Source organism: Rhodopseudomonas sp., assembly GCF_013377015.1.
Taxonomy (GTDB): Bacteria; Pseudomonadota; Alphaproteobacteria; order Rhizobiales; family Xanthobacteraceae; genus JARJEH01.
Genome location: NZ_JACABA010000006.1, coordinates 234,785 through 252,680, shown reverse-complemented (window position 1 = coordinate 252,680; position 17,896 = coordinate 234,785). Strand labels below are relative to the sequence as shown.

16 protein-coding genes are annotated in these 17,896 nt (G+C 65.0%); 3 read left to right on the top strand and 13 right to left on the bottom strand.

Annotated elements, in window-relative coordinates; all coding sequences use genetic code 11:
- Positions 1-237: 237 nt before the first annotated feature.
- Together HXX15_RS21205 and HXX15_RS21200 are read right to left on the bottom strand one after the other, a co-directional pair.
- Positions 238-888 carry a response regulator transcription factor gene (locus HXX15_RS21205; protein ID WP_296518650.1) on the bottom strand — a complete coding sequence of 217 codons (651 nt, stop codon included), beginning with the start codon at positions 886-888 and terminating at the stop codon, positions 238-240.
- Positions 885-2,915 (bottom strand): PAS domain S-box protein, encoded by a 2,031-nt coding sequence (locus HXX15_RS21200; protein ID WP_296518647.1) that lies wholly within the window; start codon positions 2,913-2,915, stop codon positions 885-887. The genes HXX15_RS21205 and HXX15_RS21200 overlap by 4 nt, the downstream gene beginning before the upstream one ends.
- Positions 2,916-3,252: 337 nt before the next feature.
- Here HXX15_RS21200 and HXX15_RS21195 point away from each other — a divergent pair, with 337 nt between their 5' ends.
- Entirely contained in the window at positions 3,253-3,447 is a 195-nt protein-coding gene (locus HXX15_RS21195; RefSeq protein ID WP_296518646.1) for a hypothetical protein, read from the top strand.
- Positions 3,448-3,468: 21 nt separating this feature from the next.
- Here HXX15_RS21195 and HXX15_RS21190 read toward each other — a convergent pair whose 3' ends face one another.
- Both HXX15_RS21190 and HXX15_RS21185 read right to left on the bottom strand, forming a co-directional pair.
- On the bottom strand, positions 3,469-4,260 hold the full coding sequence (locus tag HXX15_RS21190) for a class I SAM-dependent methyltransferase (protein WP_296518644.1): 792 nt from the start codon (positions 4,258-4,260) through the stop codon (positions 3,469-3,471).
- A gap of 403 nt (positions 4,261-4,663) precedes the next feature.
- On the bottom strand, positions 4,664-6,280 hold the full coding sequence (locus HXX15_RS21185) for an alpha-amylase family glycosyl hydrolase (RefSeq protein WP_296518642.1): 1,617 nt from the start codon (positions 6,278-6,280) through the stop codon (positions 4,664-4,666).
- Positions 6,281-6,726: 446 nt separating this feature from the next.
- Between HXX15_RS21185 and HXX15_RS21180 the strand changes: the two genes are divergently transcribed.
- Together HXX15_RS21180 and HXX15_RS21175 are read left to right on the top strand one after the other, a co-directional pair.
- Positions 6,727-7,206 (top strand): hypothetical protein, encoded by a 480-nt coding sequence (locus tag HXX15_RS21180; RefSeq protein ID WP_296518640.1) that lies wholly within the window; start codon positions 6,727-6,729, stop codon positions 7,204-7,206.
- Between the two features lie 325 nt (positions 7,207-7,531).
- Entirely contained in the window at positions 7,532-7,969 is a 438-nt protein-coding gene (locus tag HXX15_RS21175) for a hypothetical protein (protein WP_296518638.1), read from the top strand.
- 154 nt (positions 7,970-8,123) lie between these two features.
- Here the strand turns inward: HXX15_RS21175 and HXX15_RS21170 are convergent, their stop codons facing one another.
- The 9 genes from HXX15_RS21170 to HXX15_RS21130 form a co-directional block, all read right to left on the bottom strand.
- The gene (locus tag HXX15_RS21170; protein ID WP_296518636.1) at positions 8,124-8,258 is read right to left on the bottom strand and encodes a hypothetical protein; all 135 of its coding nucleotides are present in this window, start codon (positions 8,256-8,258) and stop codon (positions 8,124-8,126) included.
- A 438-nt stretch (positions 8,259-8,696) separates the two neighbouring features.
- Positions 8,697-8,957, bottom strand: coding sequence for a hypothetical protein (locus tag HXX15_RS21165; RefSeq protein WP_296518635.1), 261 nt, complete (start codon positions 8,955-8,957; stop codon positions 8,697-8,699).
- A 101-nt stretch (positions 8,958-9,058) separates the two neighbouring features.
- Positions 9,059-10,705 carry an OFA family MFS transporter gene (locus tag HXX15_RS21160; RefSeq protein ID WP_296518632.1) on the bottom strand — a complete coding sequence of 549 codons (1,647 nt, stop codon included), beginning with the start codon at positions 10,703-10,705 and terminating at the stop codon, positions 9,059-9,061.
- 45 nt (positions 10,706-10,750) lie between these two features.
- Positions 10,751-10,969 (bottom strand): formate dehydrogenase subunit delta, encoded by a 219-nt coding sequence (locus tag HXX15_RS21155; protein WP_296518630.1) that lies wholly within the window; start codon positions 10,967-10,969, stop codon positions 10,751-10,753.
- Positions 10,959-11,771, bottom strand: a complete 813-nt coding sequence (gene fdhD, locus HXX15_RS21150; RefSeq protein ID WP_296518683.1) for a formate dehydrogenase accessory sulfurtransferase FdhD — start codon at positions 11,769-11,771, stop codon at positions 10,959-10,961. Before fdhD ends, HXX15_RS21155 begins: the two co-directional genes overlap by 11 nt.
- Positions 11,772-11,803: 32 nt before the next feature.
- Positions 11,804-14,647 (bottom strand): formate dehydrogenase subunit alpha, encoded by a 2,844-nt coding sequence (gene fdhF / locus HXX15_RS21145; RefSeq protein WP_296518627.1) that lies wholly within the window; start codon positions 14,645-14,647, stop codon positions 11,804-11,806.
- A gap of 11 nt (positions 14,648-14,658) precedes the next feature.
- Positions 14,659-16,215 carry an NADH-quinone oxidoreductase subunit NuoF gene (locus HXX15_RS21140; protein ID WP_296518625.1) on the bottom strand — a complete coding sequence of 519 codons (1,557 nt, stop codon included), beginning with the start codon at positions 16,213-16,215 and terminating at the stop codon, positions 14,659-14,661.
- Positions 16,212-16,688, bottom strand: coding sequence for a formate dehydrogenase subunit gamma (locus HXX15_RS21135; protein WP_296518681.1), 477 nt, complete (start codon positions 16,686-16,688; stop codon positions 16,212-16,214). The genes HXX15_RS21140 and HXX15_RS21135 overlap by 4 nt, the downstream gene beginning before the upstream one ends.
- A 134-nt stretch (positions 16,689-16,822) precedes the next feature.
- Positions 16,823-17,716 (bottom strand): LysR family transcriptional regulator, encoded by an 894-nt coding sequence (locus tag HXX15_RS21130; protein ID WP_296518622.1) that lies wholly within the window; start codon positions 17,714-17,716, stop codon positions 16,823-16,825.
- Between the last annotated feature and the right edge of the window lie 180 nt (positions 17,717-17,896).

Below are 17,896 nucleotides of genomic sequence, written 5' to 3'. Positions count from 1 at the left end.
TCGTCTTGGGCCAGAACGAACTTCAACCTGGATTAGGCTACGGGGGCAACGTCAGCGGCAGGCGAAGACTGGATTGCTTCGTCGCAAGAGCTCCTCGCAATGACGAACTTGAAGGCCTGGTTCTATTGATCGCTTTTTTAGGTCAGACTCTCAGAGACTAACTCAAAACTAACTCGACAAAGTCGGGCGCTTGAGTTCGTCATTGCAATGACGAAATTGAACCTGCGATTCTTCCGGCTAGACGTCGGCGAGCCATCCGGCCTGCGCCGCGTAGCGCAGCAGATCGGCGCGGGTCTGGATTTCCAGCTTGCCGAGGCCGCGGGACTTGAAGGTCTCGATCGATTTCACGCCGACGCCGATCCGCGACGCGATCTCCTTGTTGGTCAGCCCTAGCGACGACAGCTTGAGAACCTCGGCTCCGCGCTCGGAGAGTTCCCTGATTGCAGAGACCGCCGCGCGGTTGAACACCGAGGGCCGCTGCAGGACCCGATGCGCGACCGCCGGATCGACATAGATGCCACCACCCAGCACCGCGCGCATCGCCAGCACCAGATTTTCGGCGGCGGAACGCTTCACCACATAGCCGCGCGCGCCGGCGTCCAGCGCCTGGGTCAGGTAAGTGCGGTCTTCATGCAACGTCAGCACCAGGACACGCAACCCCGGCATCTCCGCGGAGACACGGCGGGTGAGGACGACGCCGTTCATGCCGGCGATCGAGATATCGACGATCACCAGATCCGGGTTGACTTCGCGAATCTTTTTCAACGCTTCCGGCCCGGTCATGGCTTCGCCGACGATCTCGAAATCCGGCTCCGACGAGATCAGGCTGCGGATTCCGGCGAGGATCAGCGGGTGATCGTCCACCAGAAGGACGCGGGATTTGGTCATGTTGCGACCTCTACTTGCGGCATCGGAATCCGGGCATACACGGTCGTACCGAAGCCGATACTCGACTCGACATCCAGGGTGCCGCCGATCAGGGCGACCCGTTCACGCATGCTCGGAATGCCCAGCGATCCCAGCTTGCTCGGCTTGCCCAGCGATTCGGCCAGATCAAAGCCGTCGCCGCGGTCGTCGATGGTCAATTGCAGCGTCGAACCTGTCCGTTTGAGGACGACGCTGACGTTCTTGGCATCGACCGCGTGCTTGGCGATGTTGGTGAGCGCCTCCTGCACCACGCGGTAGATCGTCGTGCGTGTTTCGTCGGGCATATGGTCGATATCGACGTCGCAGAGGAAGTCCGCGTCGACCCCGATCTGCGCGCTCCAGTCGGCGACGTAGTTGTTGAGCGTCGTCTTCAGGCCGAGTTCGTCGATTGAGGCCGGGCGCAGCTCCCAGGCGACCTGGTGCAAGGTGCGGCCGATCAGATCCAGCAGTCCGTTGAGCTTGGCGAGTTTCTGCTGGCCTTCCGGATCGAGCGAGCGCGCGAGGTCCTTGGCCGCGAGGGTGGCGGCGATCAGCGGCTGGCCGGTCTGATCGTGCAGTTCGCGCGCCAGCCGGAGCCGCTCGTCCTCGGCGGCTTGCATCAGCCGGCGCCGCAACTGGTCGCGCTCGGTGGTGGCGACGTGGAGCGCCCTGGCGGCGCTGACCCGCGCGGTGACGTCGACCACCGTCGCCATCACATATTGCCCGGAATGGGTGGCGATCGGGTTGAGTCCGATCTCGATCGGGAATTCGCCGCCATCCTTGCGCCGGCCGAGAATGTCGCGCCCCGCCCCCATCGGCCGCATGGTCGAGTGCTGGACGAAGTCCTGCCGAAGCGCGACATGCCCGGAACGGAAGTCGCCCGGTATCAGTATTTCGACCGGCCGCCCGATCATCTCGTGCCCCGCATAGCCGAACATCTGCTCCAACTGCCTGTTGGTCAGCACGATCAGGCCATTGGTATCCACCAGCACGACGCCGTTGGGGGCGGAATCCAGCAGCAGGGCGAATTCCTGGCCGGTCGGCCGGCGATCGATACCGATCTTGCCGACGGTGCGTTCGATCCGGCGGCCAGTCAGATAGGTCAGGCCTATGGCGGAGACGAACAGCGCCAGCGTGGTGCCGACCGAACTCGCCCAGGCTTTCCGGATCGTGGCGTTGAGCACGGTTTCTTCGACCGACGAGAGCATCAGCCAGCCGGTGGACTTCGCCCGGCGATAGGCGTCGTGAAACCGGATGCCGTCGCGGTTGGTGACATCCAGCATCCCGGCGTTCGGCAGCTCCGACCACGCCACCTCGGACGGCGCCTGGGTGCCGACAAAGGCGTCGCTGTTGCCCGAGCGGGCCACGAAGGCGTTGCGGCGATCCAGGATCACGTCCACCCGTCCGGGTCCGTGGACGTGGCTGGCCAGAATGGAGGAAAGCTTCGCTGCCGGGATTCCGATCGACAGCACATAGTCGCAGACGCCGTTCCGCATCACCGGCAGGATCACCGCGACCAGATACTGCTTGCTGACCGGCCCGAAGAACACGTCGGAGACCACCGCCTGGCCGCTCTCGATCGCCCGCTGTTCGGCCGCCAGCCGCACCGCCGGCATGGTCAGTTCCGGCGTCTCGTCCCACGGCACCGAGGTGGTGATCACCCGCCTGTCCTGGGTCGGACGATGCAGCACCACCAGCGTGCCGAGCTGCCGGGCGATTTCCGAGGCGCGGCGATGAAACCCTTCCAGATCGCCGGTCTGCAAGTAGCGCGAGCCGGCCAGCACGACGAGCATGGCCTTGGTGCTCTCGATCTCCCGATCGATTTCGGTGGCGCGTTGTTCGGCCGTGCGCGCCAGCTCCTGTTCGATCTGTTCGCGTTCGGCGGCGGCCAGCCGGAACGACAGCGCCCCGGCAACGACCAGCGCCGGCAGCAGCAGCAGCGCCACCATCACGCATAGCCGGACCCGCAGCGGAAAGCGCGGGTCGTGGGACGTGATCAGATAGTCCATGACGCCGCGCCAGACACGACGAGGCAGGCTGCCTGTCCGGTTGGGCCGCGCGGACTCGTCCGGGCCGGGCGGCGACGCCCGACCTTCTGGCTCTGTGAGAGATTTCATCGCCGCCGTCGGGTTAACGATACGCACCACTCTGGCGCGCGGTCTGCAAGTACCACTAACATGGCTCGCGCGTAGCGACGGTCCGCTAGCCGACACACCGCACGTCAGGTCCAGCCTGACACCGACGCCGAACAGAGACACTGTTGATCGCCACAATTGCGGCTCATCGTCAGCCGCTCAGGCGATGGGGGTGGCCGTCTGATTCGGAATTCGGGAAGGCATTGCCGCGGTGATCGGTGATAGTTTATGGGGCGAGCATTTGTCGTGGCCGAACGACCTGAACACGGAAGCGGCGACGCGCAAATGCGCGACGTGCGGTGCTGACATGACGCATCTGGCCGATCTGCCCGCCCGCCAGCTGACCCCGGCGACGCGCATTTGGCGCTGCTTCCATTGCAGCAATGTCGTCTCGGAATCGTTCTGAGATTTGCGCGGCGTCGCGCCGCTATGGCTTGACCCGTCCCTTCACCGCGTTGGCTACGGCGTCGTAGCTGATGCTGCCGTCGGCGGCGATCGGCAGCTGTTCGCGCAGCCGCGCGCGCAACTGCTCACGCTCCCCGGACGTCATCTTGCCGAGCAGCGCGCCCATCGGCCCGATCGGCACAATGTTGGAATCCCAGAAATCATCGAGGCTGGAATAGACCACCGGAATCCGGATCACCCGGGTCTCGACATCGACCAGCCCGGCATTGTCCCAGAACGCCTGCATGGCGTCACGGCCTGAAGCGGGCGGATTCGGCGGCTGGCCCGGGGTGATGCCCAGCGATTTCAGTGCGGCACCGACCGGAGAGATCGGCGTCCCGCCTGCCTCGACGTCCCACATGTAAGTGGCGACCGATCCGCCGGGACGCACCACCCGCGCCAATTCCGCCGCGGCCCGGGCGGGATCGGGCAGAAACGCGATCACCAGCGCCATGATGGCGACGTCGAAGCTGTTATCCTCAAAGTCCAGCTTCTGCGCATCGCCGATCTCGAATTGCGCGTGCTGCGCGGCCGGCCGCTTCCGCGCATAGGCGATCTGGCCTTCGGACGGATCGACCGCGCTGACCGCAGCCGGCGCGCTGCGCGCAACGATCTCCTCGGTGAAGGCCCCGTTGCCGCAACCGGCGTCGAGCCAGCGCTGGCCCTTCGGCGGATCGAGCCAGTCGAGGAAGGTGGTGCCCGCGACGCGGCTCCAGCGTCCCATCATCCGCTCATAGGCTTTTCCGTCGGAGAACATGCTTGCGGCTTCGGTCATGGGCTACCTTGGTTGAACGCGGCAGGATCGCCAGCCGCGCACACTGACATACCGACAGCGCCGGTAAAGGCCATCGCGAAAACTTGAAGACCAAAGGTTGGCATCAAGAGAAAGGCGCGCCGGAGTGATCCGACGCGCCCCTCAAGATCTCGCTGGTTCCAGGCGCCAAGGACGCCTCTGCCAAGCTCAAGAAAGCCTAGCGGGCGGCCTCAGCGAGGTGACAGCGCTTTGAGTGAGACACTGGACCACCTCCTTTCGTTGTTTCAGGAACCCGCAACATAGGAACGATTCCGAGGTTTGTGAAGAGCCGCGATTCCCAATCGGGTGTTCGTGGGGATGCCGTCGATCCCGTTCCGGCCAGGGGCGGCTCGCGCCCCGGAATGATGAAGGCATGTGGATGTCGCTAGACCACAGGCTCCGGCGCGCGGCCGACGATGACGCCCTCATGGCTGCGCAAAGCGAGGCTGGCGCCGACCCGCTCGCCGGCGCGGTCCATCGCGGTCGACAGCAGAATTTCGCCATCGAGGCCGAACCGGTCGGAGACCAGCGCGGCCGGCGCGGCGCTGAGATTGAGCGCGATCAGCACCGATCCCCCGTCGCAGTGCCGCCGATACAGCAGCAGATCACCTTCGGCGGCGAGCGGCTGATAATCGCCGCGCGACAATTGCGGCAGCCGCTTGCGCAACGCCAGCAGCGCCCGATACAGGCTGAGGATCGATTGCGGATCCGCCGACAGATTGGCGACGTTGTCCTGCGCGAAATCATCGGCGAGCGGCAGCCAAGGCTCGGCCGACGAAAACCCCGCATGAGGGGAGCCGTCCCATTGCATCGGGGTGCGGCAGCCGTCGCGGCCCACCCCGATCCCCGGCACGTTCTTCTCGAACGGATCGCGCACCTGCTCCGGCGCGATCGCCACCTGCCGCATCCCGATCTCGTCGCCGTAATACATCGTCGGCGTGCCGCGCAGCGTCAGCAGCAGCATCGCCGCGACCCGGGCCTGCGCGGGACCGACGCGGCTGGCGACCCGCTGCCGGTCGTGATTGCCGAGTACCCAGTTCGGCCACGCCCCGTTCGGCAGCGCCTGCTCGTAGCGCTCGATCAGTTGCGCCAGGCCGCGAGCGTGCCATGGCGCCGACAGCAGCGCGAAATTGAACGGCAAATGGGCGCCGGAGAGGTCGTGGCCGTAGTAAGCGACCAGCCGCTCAATCGGCAGATAGATCTCGCCGATCAGCAGCCGGGCATCGAATTCGTCGACCACCTTGCGCATTTCGGCGACCACTTCCAGCGTCTCGGGCCGGTCGGCGGAATACACCGGATGCAACGCCGCATGCGGCGGCATGCCGACGCGGAAATCCGCATTGGGCGGGTTATCGCGGAACTGATCGTCCTTGATCAGGTGCCAGATCACGTCGACGCGAAAACCGTCGACGCCCTTGCGCAGCCAGAACCGCATCGCGTCGTAGATCGCCTCGCGCACCTGCTTGTTGCGCCAGTTCAGGTCCGGCTGTGCGCTGAGAAAGGCGTGATAGTAATATTGCCGCGTCGCCGCGTCGTAATCCCAGCCACTGCCGCCGAACTCCGAAAGCCAGTTGTTGGGCGCGCCGCCATCCGCGGCGGGATCGCGCCACAGATACCAGTCGCGCTTCGGATTGTCGCGCGAGCTTCTGCTTTCGAGAAACCACGGATGCTGGTCCGAGGTGTGATTGGGCACCAGGTCGAGCACGACCTTGAGGCCGCGGCCATGCGCCGCCGCCACCAGCGCATCGAAATCCGCCATCGTGCCGAAGATCGGATCGACCCCGACATAGTTGGAGACGTCATAGCCGAAATCCGCCATCGGCGACGGAAAGATCGGCGACAGCCAGATCGCGTCGACGCCGAGATCGACCAGATAAGGCAGCCGCGCGACAATGCCGGCGAGATCGCCGACGCCATCGCAATTGCTGTCCTGAAACGAACGCGGATAGATCTGATACAGCACGCCGGCGGCCCACCATGGCGTGCTTGCGACGCTGTCCATCTCGTTCACTTCCCGTGTGCGCTAGCCGCCGCCGCGGTCGGGGCGGGGCCGGATGGGCCTGAAGATCAATCATCTCGTGCTGCAGAGAGCCCACGCCCAAGCAGTTGCATATCGATGCGTCAGGGCGATGTCGGCGCCGACACCTCGGTGCGCAACGCCTATACCATTTTACCGACACAACACATCGGCAAGCGACCGGCGCGGGGCCTTCGAGGGCCGAGGGCTAGGTGCGAATGAAATTCAAGACAGCATCGCCATGATCGTCACCATTTTTGCACCATGTTTGGCAGCTCAAATCCGCCAGCGGTATCAGCGTGCTTCCCGCGGTATTTGGGTCACGAAAATAACTTGCCGCACCGCGAAAATGTGACACAAGGGAACGAAGCCGAGTGGTACATCTTTAGTATAAACGAGCCACGGATCGCGAAAGAGGAAGGCAACCAAGCATGACGCAGATCACCCGATCTTACGATGACAGCAAGAATGCATCGGCCGCCCTGGCGGAATTGAAGGCGAACAAATTCGACAATGCCGAGCTGGTGTCCAACGGCAAAGGCGGCAGCGTCATCTCGGTCGACCCGCCGTTCGGAAGAGGCGGCCTGGCCGATGCCATTCTCAACCGCCACGGCCCCAGCAAGCCGCTCCACAACGGCGCCAGCCATGGCGTCTCGGGATCGCTGCTGAGCTCTTCGACCAGACTGACGGGCGCGCCGCGATTGACCGATTCCAGGACCACGTTCGGCTCGCTGGGCTTCCCCGAGCTGACCAACCCGAACTTCTTCCTTTCCACCCTGTTCGGCCCGCTGCTCACCAACTCGAAGCCGTTCTCGTCGCTGGCGGCCAGCCAGAAGGCGTCGGCGAAGCTGATCAACGATCCCGCGCCGTTCTCGTCGATGCTCGGCCTTCCGGTGCTGTCAAAGCACTAAGCCGACGCTTCATTCCAATGCCATTGCACCGCGCCGGGAGCCCTGCTCCCGGCGCGGTGTCGTATCTGTCGCAGGCGAATCCCGGCGCCCGCAAAATTCCACTTGCACGTGCAAGCGGCTTGCGGAATCAATAGCCTCGGAGGCGTCAGGATGAGTATTTCCGCTCCGAGTTTGGACCGCGATCAGGATCGAGACTTGCCGGCCAAGGAGGTCGACAAGCGATGGGGTATCGAGTTGCCCCTGCGAACGGCCGCCGCCGGCCCCGGGGCTCGCCCGACGCGCGCCCGCAAGTACTCAATGCGGCGCTCGCAACCGGCGCGCCACCATGCTTGAGACCAGCATTGTCTGTGTGATCGCGCTGGCCTTGGCCTACTGGATGACGCTGTTTCTGATGGGACGGCGCGAAGACGTGTTGCACGGCAATTTCATCCGCTCCGCGCAGGCGGCCGGTCCGGCTCGCGCCGCGGCCGCACAGAACGGTGCCGCCCGCCCTGCGCTGCAACCTTTGCCGATACCCAAAGCGCCGCCGGCCGAGCTCGCACCGGCCGCTGCGCCAAACGCGGCCCCGGTACTCACGGAGGTTGCAGGCCTGACCTCAGCGCCAGCCGCACCGCGGCGGGCAACCGTGGCCGAAAGGGTTCAGGCGATGTCGGCATCGATCGATCCGCCGCGGCGAGCGGCGGTGCCCCCGGCGCAGCCGGAGATCCTGCAATCGCTGCTGGAAATCATCAAACGCGATCTGGGCGAGGCCGTCAGCAAGTGACTGGCAAAATAATGGGCATGGCCACAAGCCCAACAACGGGTCAAGCCGCCGGAAAAGCATAACGTCGGCGACGGTCCGCTCCGTGTCGGCCCGAACTGCGCCGAACCGGCCGCGCTTCAGTCAGTTGGCGTCCCGACCGCGGACCAACCGCCGATCAGTGATGGTGCGGCTGCACCTTGACGTGCGACTTGCACGACCGGGTCTGGAAATCGCCCAAGATCACGACGCCGAACAAGATCAGCACGGTGGAAACCGCGGCGGCAGCAAGCAGTAAGACATCGACGGTCATGACTGAATTCCCCTGCAAGTGATGCAGACGAGAAATCATCCGCCGTCAGAACAGCGTCAGCCTTGACGGGGATCAATTATCGCCGAGGTGGAACCGCGATTTCGGAGTGACAAGCTGCGCAAGCGAACGACGACATCGCGCGCCACCGTGACGTCTGTCAGCAACTGACCAATCATTTCAGTCTGGCGTGAGTGGATCATGGGCGCATCGGCCGCGGCAGCAAGGGCAAGCTCTCGCTCGGCAACGTGCCAAGACCAGCGCCGTCGATTGCAGCGAAGCGATTGGCTTATTAATGGTGCGCCACTGATTTCAACAGATTGTTGATCGCGTCACGACTGCCTCGAGCTGCGGTCGGATCGTGACCTTGGCGACCCGCGGCGCAGGCCAAGGCCTGCCGTGCTCCCAGACGAAGAGAGGCCGCGCGGGCGCCGATCGGCGTCAGCTCTTGGCCATGCAGTCTTCGATGAAGAACCAGCGGTCGTCGCCGGCCAGGCCCTTCGATTTGACCTCCTTGCGGCAGGCGGCGAGCTTGGCTTTGTTCTGGCTCCATTTCGCACGCATGTCCTTCAGACGTTCGCGCGTGAGTTTGATCTTCGAAGTGGTTGCGGCCGGAGCGGTGGCCGCGGTCTGCGCCGAGGCGGTGTAGGTTGCGCTTGAAACGGCAAGCATGACGGCGAGGCAAATGCCGGTGCGAAGCATCGAGAGAACTCCTTTGGCAGGATTGCTTTGATGGGATCGAGGACTTGCGGACTCTGCGGGACGGACGGCCTCGCCGCCGTCCCGCGATCGGTCGCGAAGGATCAGAAGATCTTGATCGCGTTCTGCAGCGTGATCCAGACGCCCCAGGCCAGCGGAATGCCGACGAAGGCCCAGAACGCCGCCGAGCGGGCATCAAGGCCGCCCTTGTCGATGCCGTAGGAGCCCCCGCTCATTGTCGTCGTGCCCTTGGCCTGCAATGCCAGCACTTCTTCCGGCTTCATGAACCATTTGTCCGCCAGCGGCCGGACCAGCGAATTGCAGATCAGCCCGAGCACCAGCATCCCGGCCAGGATGTACATGGTGAAATCGTACACCTGCGCCCGCGGCACCCCGGCGGCGATCTGCGCCTCACGGATGTAGTTGACCACCACCGGACCGATGATGCCGGCGGTCGCCCACGCGGTCAGCAGCCGGCCGTGAATGGCGCCGACGAACTGGGTACCGAAAATGTCGGCCAGATAGGCCGGCACGGTGGCGAAGCCGCCGCCATACATCGACAGAATGACGGCGAAGGCGGCGACGAACAGCGCCTTGCTGCCGATCGACGCGAAGGTCGGCGCCGCGGCATAGAGCAGGATGCCGAGCAGGAAGAACACGTAGTAGGTGTTCTTCCTGCCGATATGGTCGGACAGCGAGGCCCAGAAGAAACGGCCGGCGATGTTAAACAGCGACAACAGCCCGGTGAAGCCGGCGGCGATCGCCGCGATCGCGGTCTTCTGTTCGATCGAGAGCTGGTTGAAGCTGAGATCCGGGAAGCCGATCAGCTTGCCGGCAAAAATCTCCTGCAGCATTGGCGAGGCCATCCCGATCACGCCGATGCCGGCGGAGACGTTCAGGCACAGCACCCCCCAGATCAGCCAGAACTGCCGGGTCTTGTGCGCGTCGCGCAGATGCACCTGATGCGCGGTGATATAGGCGTTGGCCTTTTCCGGCGGGGTCCAGCCGTCGGGACGCCAGTTCGGCGGCGCCAGCCGGTAGGAGAACGCGCCGATCATCATGAACACGAAGTAGATCCCGCCCATCGCCAGGAAGGTCTGCCAGACCCCGACGTCAGTTGCGCTCTTGAAGTAGGTCACCAGCATGTTGGCGAGCGGCGCGCCGATCATGGCGCCGCCGCCGAAGCCCATGATCGCCATGCCGGTCGCCATGCCGCGGCGGTCCGGGAACCATTTCACCAGTGTCGACACCGGCGAGATGTAACCGAGGCCGAGGCCGATGCCGCCGATCACGCCGGAGCCGAGCCACAGCAGCCAGAGCTGGTGGGTGTAGACGCCGATCGAGCCGAGCACGAGGCCGCCGCACCAGCAGATCGCCGAGACGAACGCCGCCTTGCGCGGACCGGAGCGTTCCACCCAGCCGCCCCACAGCGCCGCGGAGGCGCCGAGCAGCACGAAGAACAGCGTGTACATCCAGCCGAGGCTGGCGACCCGCCAGTCGCAACTGGTGGTGACCAGCTCCTGGAAAATCGTCATGTCGGCGCAGACCTTGGGCGCGCTGAGCCCGATCGCGCGCGACAGCGGCAGCCAGAACACGCTGAAGCCATAGGCCATGCCGATGCAAAGATGGATGCACAAAGCCGCGGGCGGAACCAGCCAGCGATTATAGCCGGCTTTCGCAATGATCCGCTCGCGATCCAGAATCCCGCCGCCCGCACCGGAAAGTCTTCCGGCACCCTCAATTGTCGACATCGTTAGCCTCCCCGCAGTCGCCCGGTTGTTGGGCTGACCTGATATTTATGATCCCTGTATCTTCAGAGCCTCGACCGCAGCCCGCACGTCCGGCTGTAGTCCTGACCCGCCGGCATCGAGATGCGCCAGGATCGCGGAGCGCATTCGAGGGTCCCAGAATTTCTTGATATGCTCGGTGATGCCGGGCACCGCCTTGTCCGGCCCCTGGCTCTTGAAGAACGTGCCAATCTGGTTGGCCATGTAGATCAGGTGGTCAGGCGACACCAGCAACTCCTTGAACATTCGCAAGATCGGCGGCGCTCGCAGCGATCCGGCCGGGATGCGTGAAGACTTCAAAACCATCGGCGCGGGCAATCGCGGCTAGCGTAATCCCCGCGGCGTCGGCCATCCGCACCGCCAGCGCGGTTGGCGCCGACACCGCGACCAGCACCGGCGCGCCGATCGTCGCTGTCTTCTGAACCATTTCAACCGAAACGCGACTTGTCAGCAAGACCATTCCATTAGTAGTGGTGACTTTTTCGCGTGCCAGAGCCCCGGCGAGCTTGTCGAGCGCGTTGTGGCGGCCGACGTCCTCACGCAGACAAACGATGCCCTGCGTGGGGCCCCAGAACGCTGCCGCATGCACCGCGCGGGTCTCGATGTTGATCTTCTGCAGTGCGGGAACGGCCTGGATCGCCGAGACAATCTGCTCGGGTGAAAACTGCCGGCCGGCCCCGACCGTTGCCGCCGGCCGCATCGCCTCGGCGATCGATTCGATCCCGCATAATCCGCAGCCGGTCGGCCCCGCGATGTGGCGGCGCCGTTGCTGCAGTCGCTCGGCGATGGCCTCGCCGATCCACATCCGCAATTCAATGCCGTCATCGAGCTCAACGACATCGAGCGAGTTGATCTGCGAGGCGGTCTCGACGACGCCTTCGCTCAGGCTGAAGCCGGTCGCAAAATCCTCTAGGTCGCCCGGCGTCGCCATCATCACCGCATAGGTGCCGCCATTGTAGCTGATCGCGACCGCGGTTTCCTCGGGAACCGCGCGCATCGCATCGCTGACGCCGCCGTTGCGCCAGGTCATGCTGGGGATGGAACGAACCGCCTTGTGCACCATTACTCCGCCGCTTCCACGACCGCGATCCGTCGCGACTGGCGGGCCTGCTCGTCATAGGCCTTCTGCCATTCCGAGGGGCCGTTCGACGGCGACACTTGAACGGCGGTGACCTTGTATTCCGGACAATTGGTGGCCCAGTCGGAGAATTCAGTGGTGATCACATTGGCCTGGGTGTCGGGGTGATGGAACGTAGTGTAGACCACACCGGGCGCGACGCGCTCGGTGATCTGCGCCCGCAACGCGGTTTCGCCGGCGCGGCTGGCGAGCCGCACCCAGTCGCCGTCGCGAACGCCGCGCTGTTCGGCGTCGTGCGGATGAATTTCCAGACGGTCCTCCTGATGCCAGACCACGTTTTCGGTACGCCTGGTCTGCGCGCCGACATTGTACTGGCTGAGGATTCGCCCCGTGGTCAGCAACAGTGGGAAGCGCGGCCCGGTCTTCTCGTCGGTGGCGATATATTCGGTGATGACGAACTTGCCCTTGCCGCGGACAAAATGATCGATGTGCATCACCGGGGTGCCTTCCGGCGACTTCTCGTTGCACGGCCACTGCACCGAACCGAGTTCCTCGAGCTTGGCATAGGAGACGCCGGCGAAGGTCGGCGTCAGCGCCGCGATCTCGTCCATGATCTGCGACGGATGCTCGTATGTCATTTCGAATCCCATCGCCTTGGCGAGGCCGATGGTGACTTCCCAATCTTCCAGGCCGTTGCGCGGCGCCACCACCTTGCGCACCCGCTGAATGCGGCGCTCGGCATTGGTGAAGGTGCCGTTCTTCTCCAGGAAGGTCGAGCCCGGCAGGAACACATGGGCGTAGTTCGCGGTCTCGTTCAAGAATAGGTCGTGGACGATGACGCATTCCATCGCCTCAAGCCCGGCGGCGACGTGCTTGGTGTTGGGATCGGATTGCAGGATGTCCTCGCCCTGGACGTAGAGTCCCTTGAACGAGCCATCGACCGCGGCGTCGAGCATGTTGGGAATCCGCAGGCCCGGCTCCTTGTTGAGATGCACGCCCCACATCGATTCGAAGCTCTCGCGCACCGAGTCGGTGGAGATGTGGCGGTAGCCCGGCAGTTCGTGCGGGAACGAGCCCATGTCGCAGGCGCCCTGCACGTTGTTCTGGCCGCGCAGCGGGTTCACGCCGACGCCGGGCCGGCCGATATTGCCGGTCGCCATCGCCAGATTGGCGATCGCCATCACGGTGGTGGAGCCCTGGCTGTGCTCGGTGACGCCGAGCCCGTAATAGATCGCGCCGTTGCCGCCGGTGGCGAACAGCCGCGCCGCTTCGCGCAGCTCCTTCGGATCGACCCCGGTAGCGATCGCGGTGGCCTCCGGGCTGTTGTGGGGCTGCGCAACGAACGCCGCCCAATGTTCGAACTCGCTCCAGTCGCAGCGCTCGCGCACGAAGGCCTCGTCGGCGAGGCCCTCGGTGACGATCACATGCGCGATCGCGGTCAGCACCGCCACATTGGTGCCGGGCAGCAGCGGCAGATGATGCTGCGCCTCGACATGCGCGGAGCGGACGATATCGGTGCGGCGCGGATCGATCACGATCAGCTTGGCGCCATCGCGCAACCGCTTCTTCAGCCGCGAGGCGAACACCGGATGGCCGTCCGTCGGGTTGGCGCCGATGATCATCACCACGTCGGCGTGTTCGACCGAGTCGAAATCCTGGGTGCCGGCCGAAGTGCCGAAGGTGGTGGAGAGGCCGTAGCCGGTCGGCGAATGGCAGACCCGGGCGCAGGTATCGACATTGTTGTTGCCGAAGCCGGCGCGGATCAGCTTCTGCACCAGATAGGTCTCTTCGTTGGTGCAGCGCGACGAGGTGATGCCGCCGATCGAATCCCGGCCGTACTTGGCCTGAATCCGCTTGAACTCCGAGGCGGCGTGATTGAACGCCTCGTCCCACGATACTTCGCGCCACGGATCGGTGATCTTGGCGCGGATCATCGGGTTGAGAATGCGTTCCTTGTGGTTGGTGTAACCCCAGGCGAAGCGGCCCTTGACGCAGGAATGGCCGCGATTGGCCTTGCCGTCCTTGTAGGGCACCATGCGGACGACTTCCTCGCCGCGCATCTCCGCCTTGAACGAGCAGCCGACGCCGCAATAGGCGCAAGTTGTCACCACCGAATGTTCCGGCGTGCCGATCGCGATCACCGATTTCTCGTTCAACGTCGCGGTCGGGCAGGCCTGCACGCAGGCGCCGCAGGAGACGCATTCCGAGCCGAGGAAGGATTCCTGCATGCCGGCCGACACTACCGAGCCGAAGCCGCGGCCCGCGATGGTCAGCGCGAAGGTGCCTTGCACGTCCTCGCAGGCGCGGACGCAGCGCGAGCAGACGATGCATTTCGATGGATCGTAGGTGAAATACGGATTCGAGCTGTCGATTCCCGGATTGGGATGCTGTTCGCCGTTCTGGCCGTAGCGCACGTCGCGCAACCCGACCGCCCCGGCCATGTCCTGCAATTCGCAATCGCCATTGGCCGAACAGGTCAGGCAGTCCAGCGGATGGTCGGAGATGTAGAGCTCCATCACGCCCTTGCGGATCGTCTTCAGCCGCTCGGTCTGGGTGTGCACAACGATGCCGGCGGCGACCGGCGTGGTGCACGACGCCGGCGTGCCGTTGCGGCCTTCGACCTCGACCAGACACAGCCGGCAGGAGCCGAATGCGTCGACCATGTCGGTGGCGCACAGTTTCGGAATCGCAGTGCCCATTTCCATCGCGGCGCGCATGATCGAGGTGCCTTCCGGCACCGTGATGCTGTTGCCGTCGATGGTCAGCGTCACCATCGTCTCGGACTTCGAGCGCGGCGTTCCAAAATCGATTTCCTGGATCAGCGACATGTCGGTCGTCCTTATTCCGCAGCCTGCAGGCGCGAGGGCGCCAGGCCGAAATCTTCCGGGAAATGCGTCAGCGCGCTGAGCACCGGAAACGGCACGAAGCCGCCCAGCGCGCAAAGCGAGCCGAACTTCATGGTCTGGCAGAGGTCTTCCAGCACGGCGATATTCTCGGCCGCGCGGTCGCCCTTGATGATCTTGTCGATGGTCTCGACGCCGCGCACCGAGCCGATCCGGCACGGCGTGCACTTGCCGCAGGATTCGACGGCGCAGAACTCCATCGCGAAGCGGGCCTGCCGGGCCATGTCGACGGTGTCGTCGAACACCACGATGCCGCCATGACCGACCATGCCGCTGCGCGCCGCGAAGGCCTCGTAATCATAGGGCGTGTCGAACAGCGCGCGGGGGAAATAGGCGCCGAGCGGGCCGCCGACCTGCACCGCGCGCACCGGTCGGCCGCTCAGCGTGCCGCCGCCGATGTCGTCGACCAGTTCGCCGAGCGTGATGCCGAAGGCGACCTCGAACAGCCCGCCATGCTTGATGTTGCCGCCGAGCTGGATCGGCTTGGTGCCGCGCGAACGGCCCATGCCGCAATCCGCATAGGCCTGCGCGCCGCCGGCGAGGATGTAGGGCACGGCCGCAAAGCTCAGCACGTTGTTGATCACGGTCGGCTTGCCGAACAGGCCCTTATGCGCCGGCAACGGAGGCTTGGCGCGGACCACGCCGCGCTTGCCCTCGAGGCTTTCCAGCATCGAGGTCTCCTCGCCGCAGATATAGGCGCCGGCGCCGACCCGAACCTCGACGTCGAAGCTGTCGGTGGAGCGGCAGATATTGTGGCCGAGATAGCCGGTGCGCCGCGCCACCGCGATCGCTGCGTTCATCGCCTCGATCGCATGCGGATATTCCGAGCGGATATAGATGTAGCCCTTGGTGGCGCCGACCGCGATGCCGGCGATGGTCATGCCTTCCAGCACCATGAAGGGATCGCCCTCCATGATCATGCGGTCGGCGAAGGTGCCGGAGTCGCCCTCGTCAGCGTTGCAGCAAATGTATTTCTGGCCGCGGCCGGCATGCGCGACGGTCCGCCACTTGATCCCGGTCGGAAAGCCCGCACCGCCGCGGCCGCGCAGTCCGGACTTGACGATGTCGTCGATGATATCCTCGGAGCTCATCGCCAGCGCGCGCTCGAGGCCCTTGTAGCCACCATGCGCGCGGTAATCGTCGCTGGAGCGCGGATCGATCACGCCGCAGCGGGCGAAGGTCAGCCTTGTCTGCCGCTTCAGCCAGGGAATTTCCTCGGTGAGGCCGAGCCGCAGCGGATGCGGGCCGTCGGCCAGGATCGCATCGAATACCGAGGCGACATCGTCGGGCGTCATCGGCCCGTAGGCGATGCGCCCGACCTCGGTGGCGACTTCCAGCATCGGTTCCAGCCAATACAGTCCGCGCGAGCCGGTCCTAACCAAATCGATCGCGACGTCGCGCGCATGCGCGAGGTCGAGCAGGCCGGTAGCGATCTCATCGGCGCCGACCGCGACCGCGCCGGCATCGCGCGGAATAAAGATGCGAAGCGTCATCGCTGCGCCTCCGCCATGAGGGCATCGAGCCGCTGCGCGTCGAGCCGGCCGATCACCCGGTCGTCGAACATCGCCGACGGCGCGGTGGCGCAGAGCCCGAGGCAATAGATCGGCTCCAGGGTAACGCCGCCGTCCGGCGTGGTGTTCCCGATCGAAATGCCGAGCCTGTGCTCGGCCTGCGCGGCGAGCGCATCGCCGCCGGCGGCCTGGCAGGCCTCGGCCCGGCACAGCTTCAGCACATGGCGCCCGGCCGGCTCCTTGCGGAACTCGTGATAGAAGGTGAAGACGCCGTGGACCTCGGCGCGGGAATGATTCAGCGCCTCGGCGATCATCGGGATCGCCGGCTCCGGCACATAGCCGAACGCCTCCTGCAACGCGTGCAGGATCACCAGCGTCGATCCTTCCTTGCCGGCGTGCCCGGCGATGATCTCGGCCGCGCGGGCGGCCTCCCATGGTTCGTATTGCATCGGCACTCTTTGGTCGTCGGTGGATTGCCGGACGATCTGAGTTGGAATCATTCCAAAGATCAATAAAGCAGTCCAATGCTGCGATACGGAATCGGCAACGACGGGATTGCGCTGCGCCGCAGCAATTTCCCGGGGCCGGATTACGCCTCGAGCGTCGGGGCGACTTCGCGGGCGATCTGCACCAGCGCGGCGATCAGCGGGGTCAGCGGCTCGCGCGGCGGCACCACCAGGCCGATCGAATAGGTCACCACCGGATCGACGATCGGGATGGTACGCACGGCGTCGCCGAGGCCCAGCGTTTCGGCGAGCTTGCCCGGCATCACGCTGGCCCAGCGCCCGGTCTTGACGTGGGTATAGAGCACGATGATCGAATTCGAGGTCAGCGTCGGCTTGGCCTCGGTGCCGGCGGCTTTCAGCGCGCGGTCGATGATGCGGCGGTTCTGCATGTCCGGCGTCAGCAGGCACAGCGGCACCTGCCCGACCTCGCTCCAGGTGACCTGGTCGCGGTCGCCGAACATGCCGTCCGGCGAGGTCACCAGCTTGTAGCTCTCCTGATACAGCGGGATGGTGCGCACCTTCCCCAGCGGCTCGTTCTCGATATAGGTCAGGCCGGCGTCGACCTCGAGGTTCTCCAGCAGGCCGAGCACGTCCGCCGAGGTGCAGGACACGATCCGGAACCGGACCTCGGGATGGCGGGCCCGGAACGGCGTGGTCAGCGACGCCACCATGCCGAGCACGGTGGGAATCGCGGCGATCCGGATCTCGCCCGACAGCCCGTCCTTGAGGGTGTTGATCTCCTGCCGCATCGCGCGAACGTCGCCGACGATCCGCCGCGCCCAGTCCAGCGTGCGCTCACCCTCCGGGGTGAAGCCCTGAAAGCGCGAGCCGCGCTGCACCAGCATGACGCCGAGGATTTCCTCGAGCTGCTTGATGCTGGTCGACATCGTCGGCTGGGTCACGCCGCAGCTCTCCGCGGCGCGGCCGAAATGCCGTTCCTTGGCCAGCGCCAGCAGCAGTTCGAGCTTGTCGATCAATCCCGGCCCCGATCAAATTCATGTGTATCTTGAGACTCTTCCCTGATCGGGCCGGGATTGGCAAGGCGTCAATGCCGGCATTCCCGACCGGCTGGCTCGTGCCGCACCGGTGCGCAAGCCACACCCGCGACGCGCGCGTTGACGAGGCGGCGCGCGAAAACGCTGTGCTCCAGGTCAGGA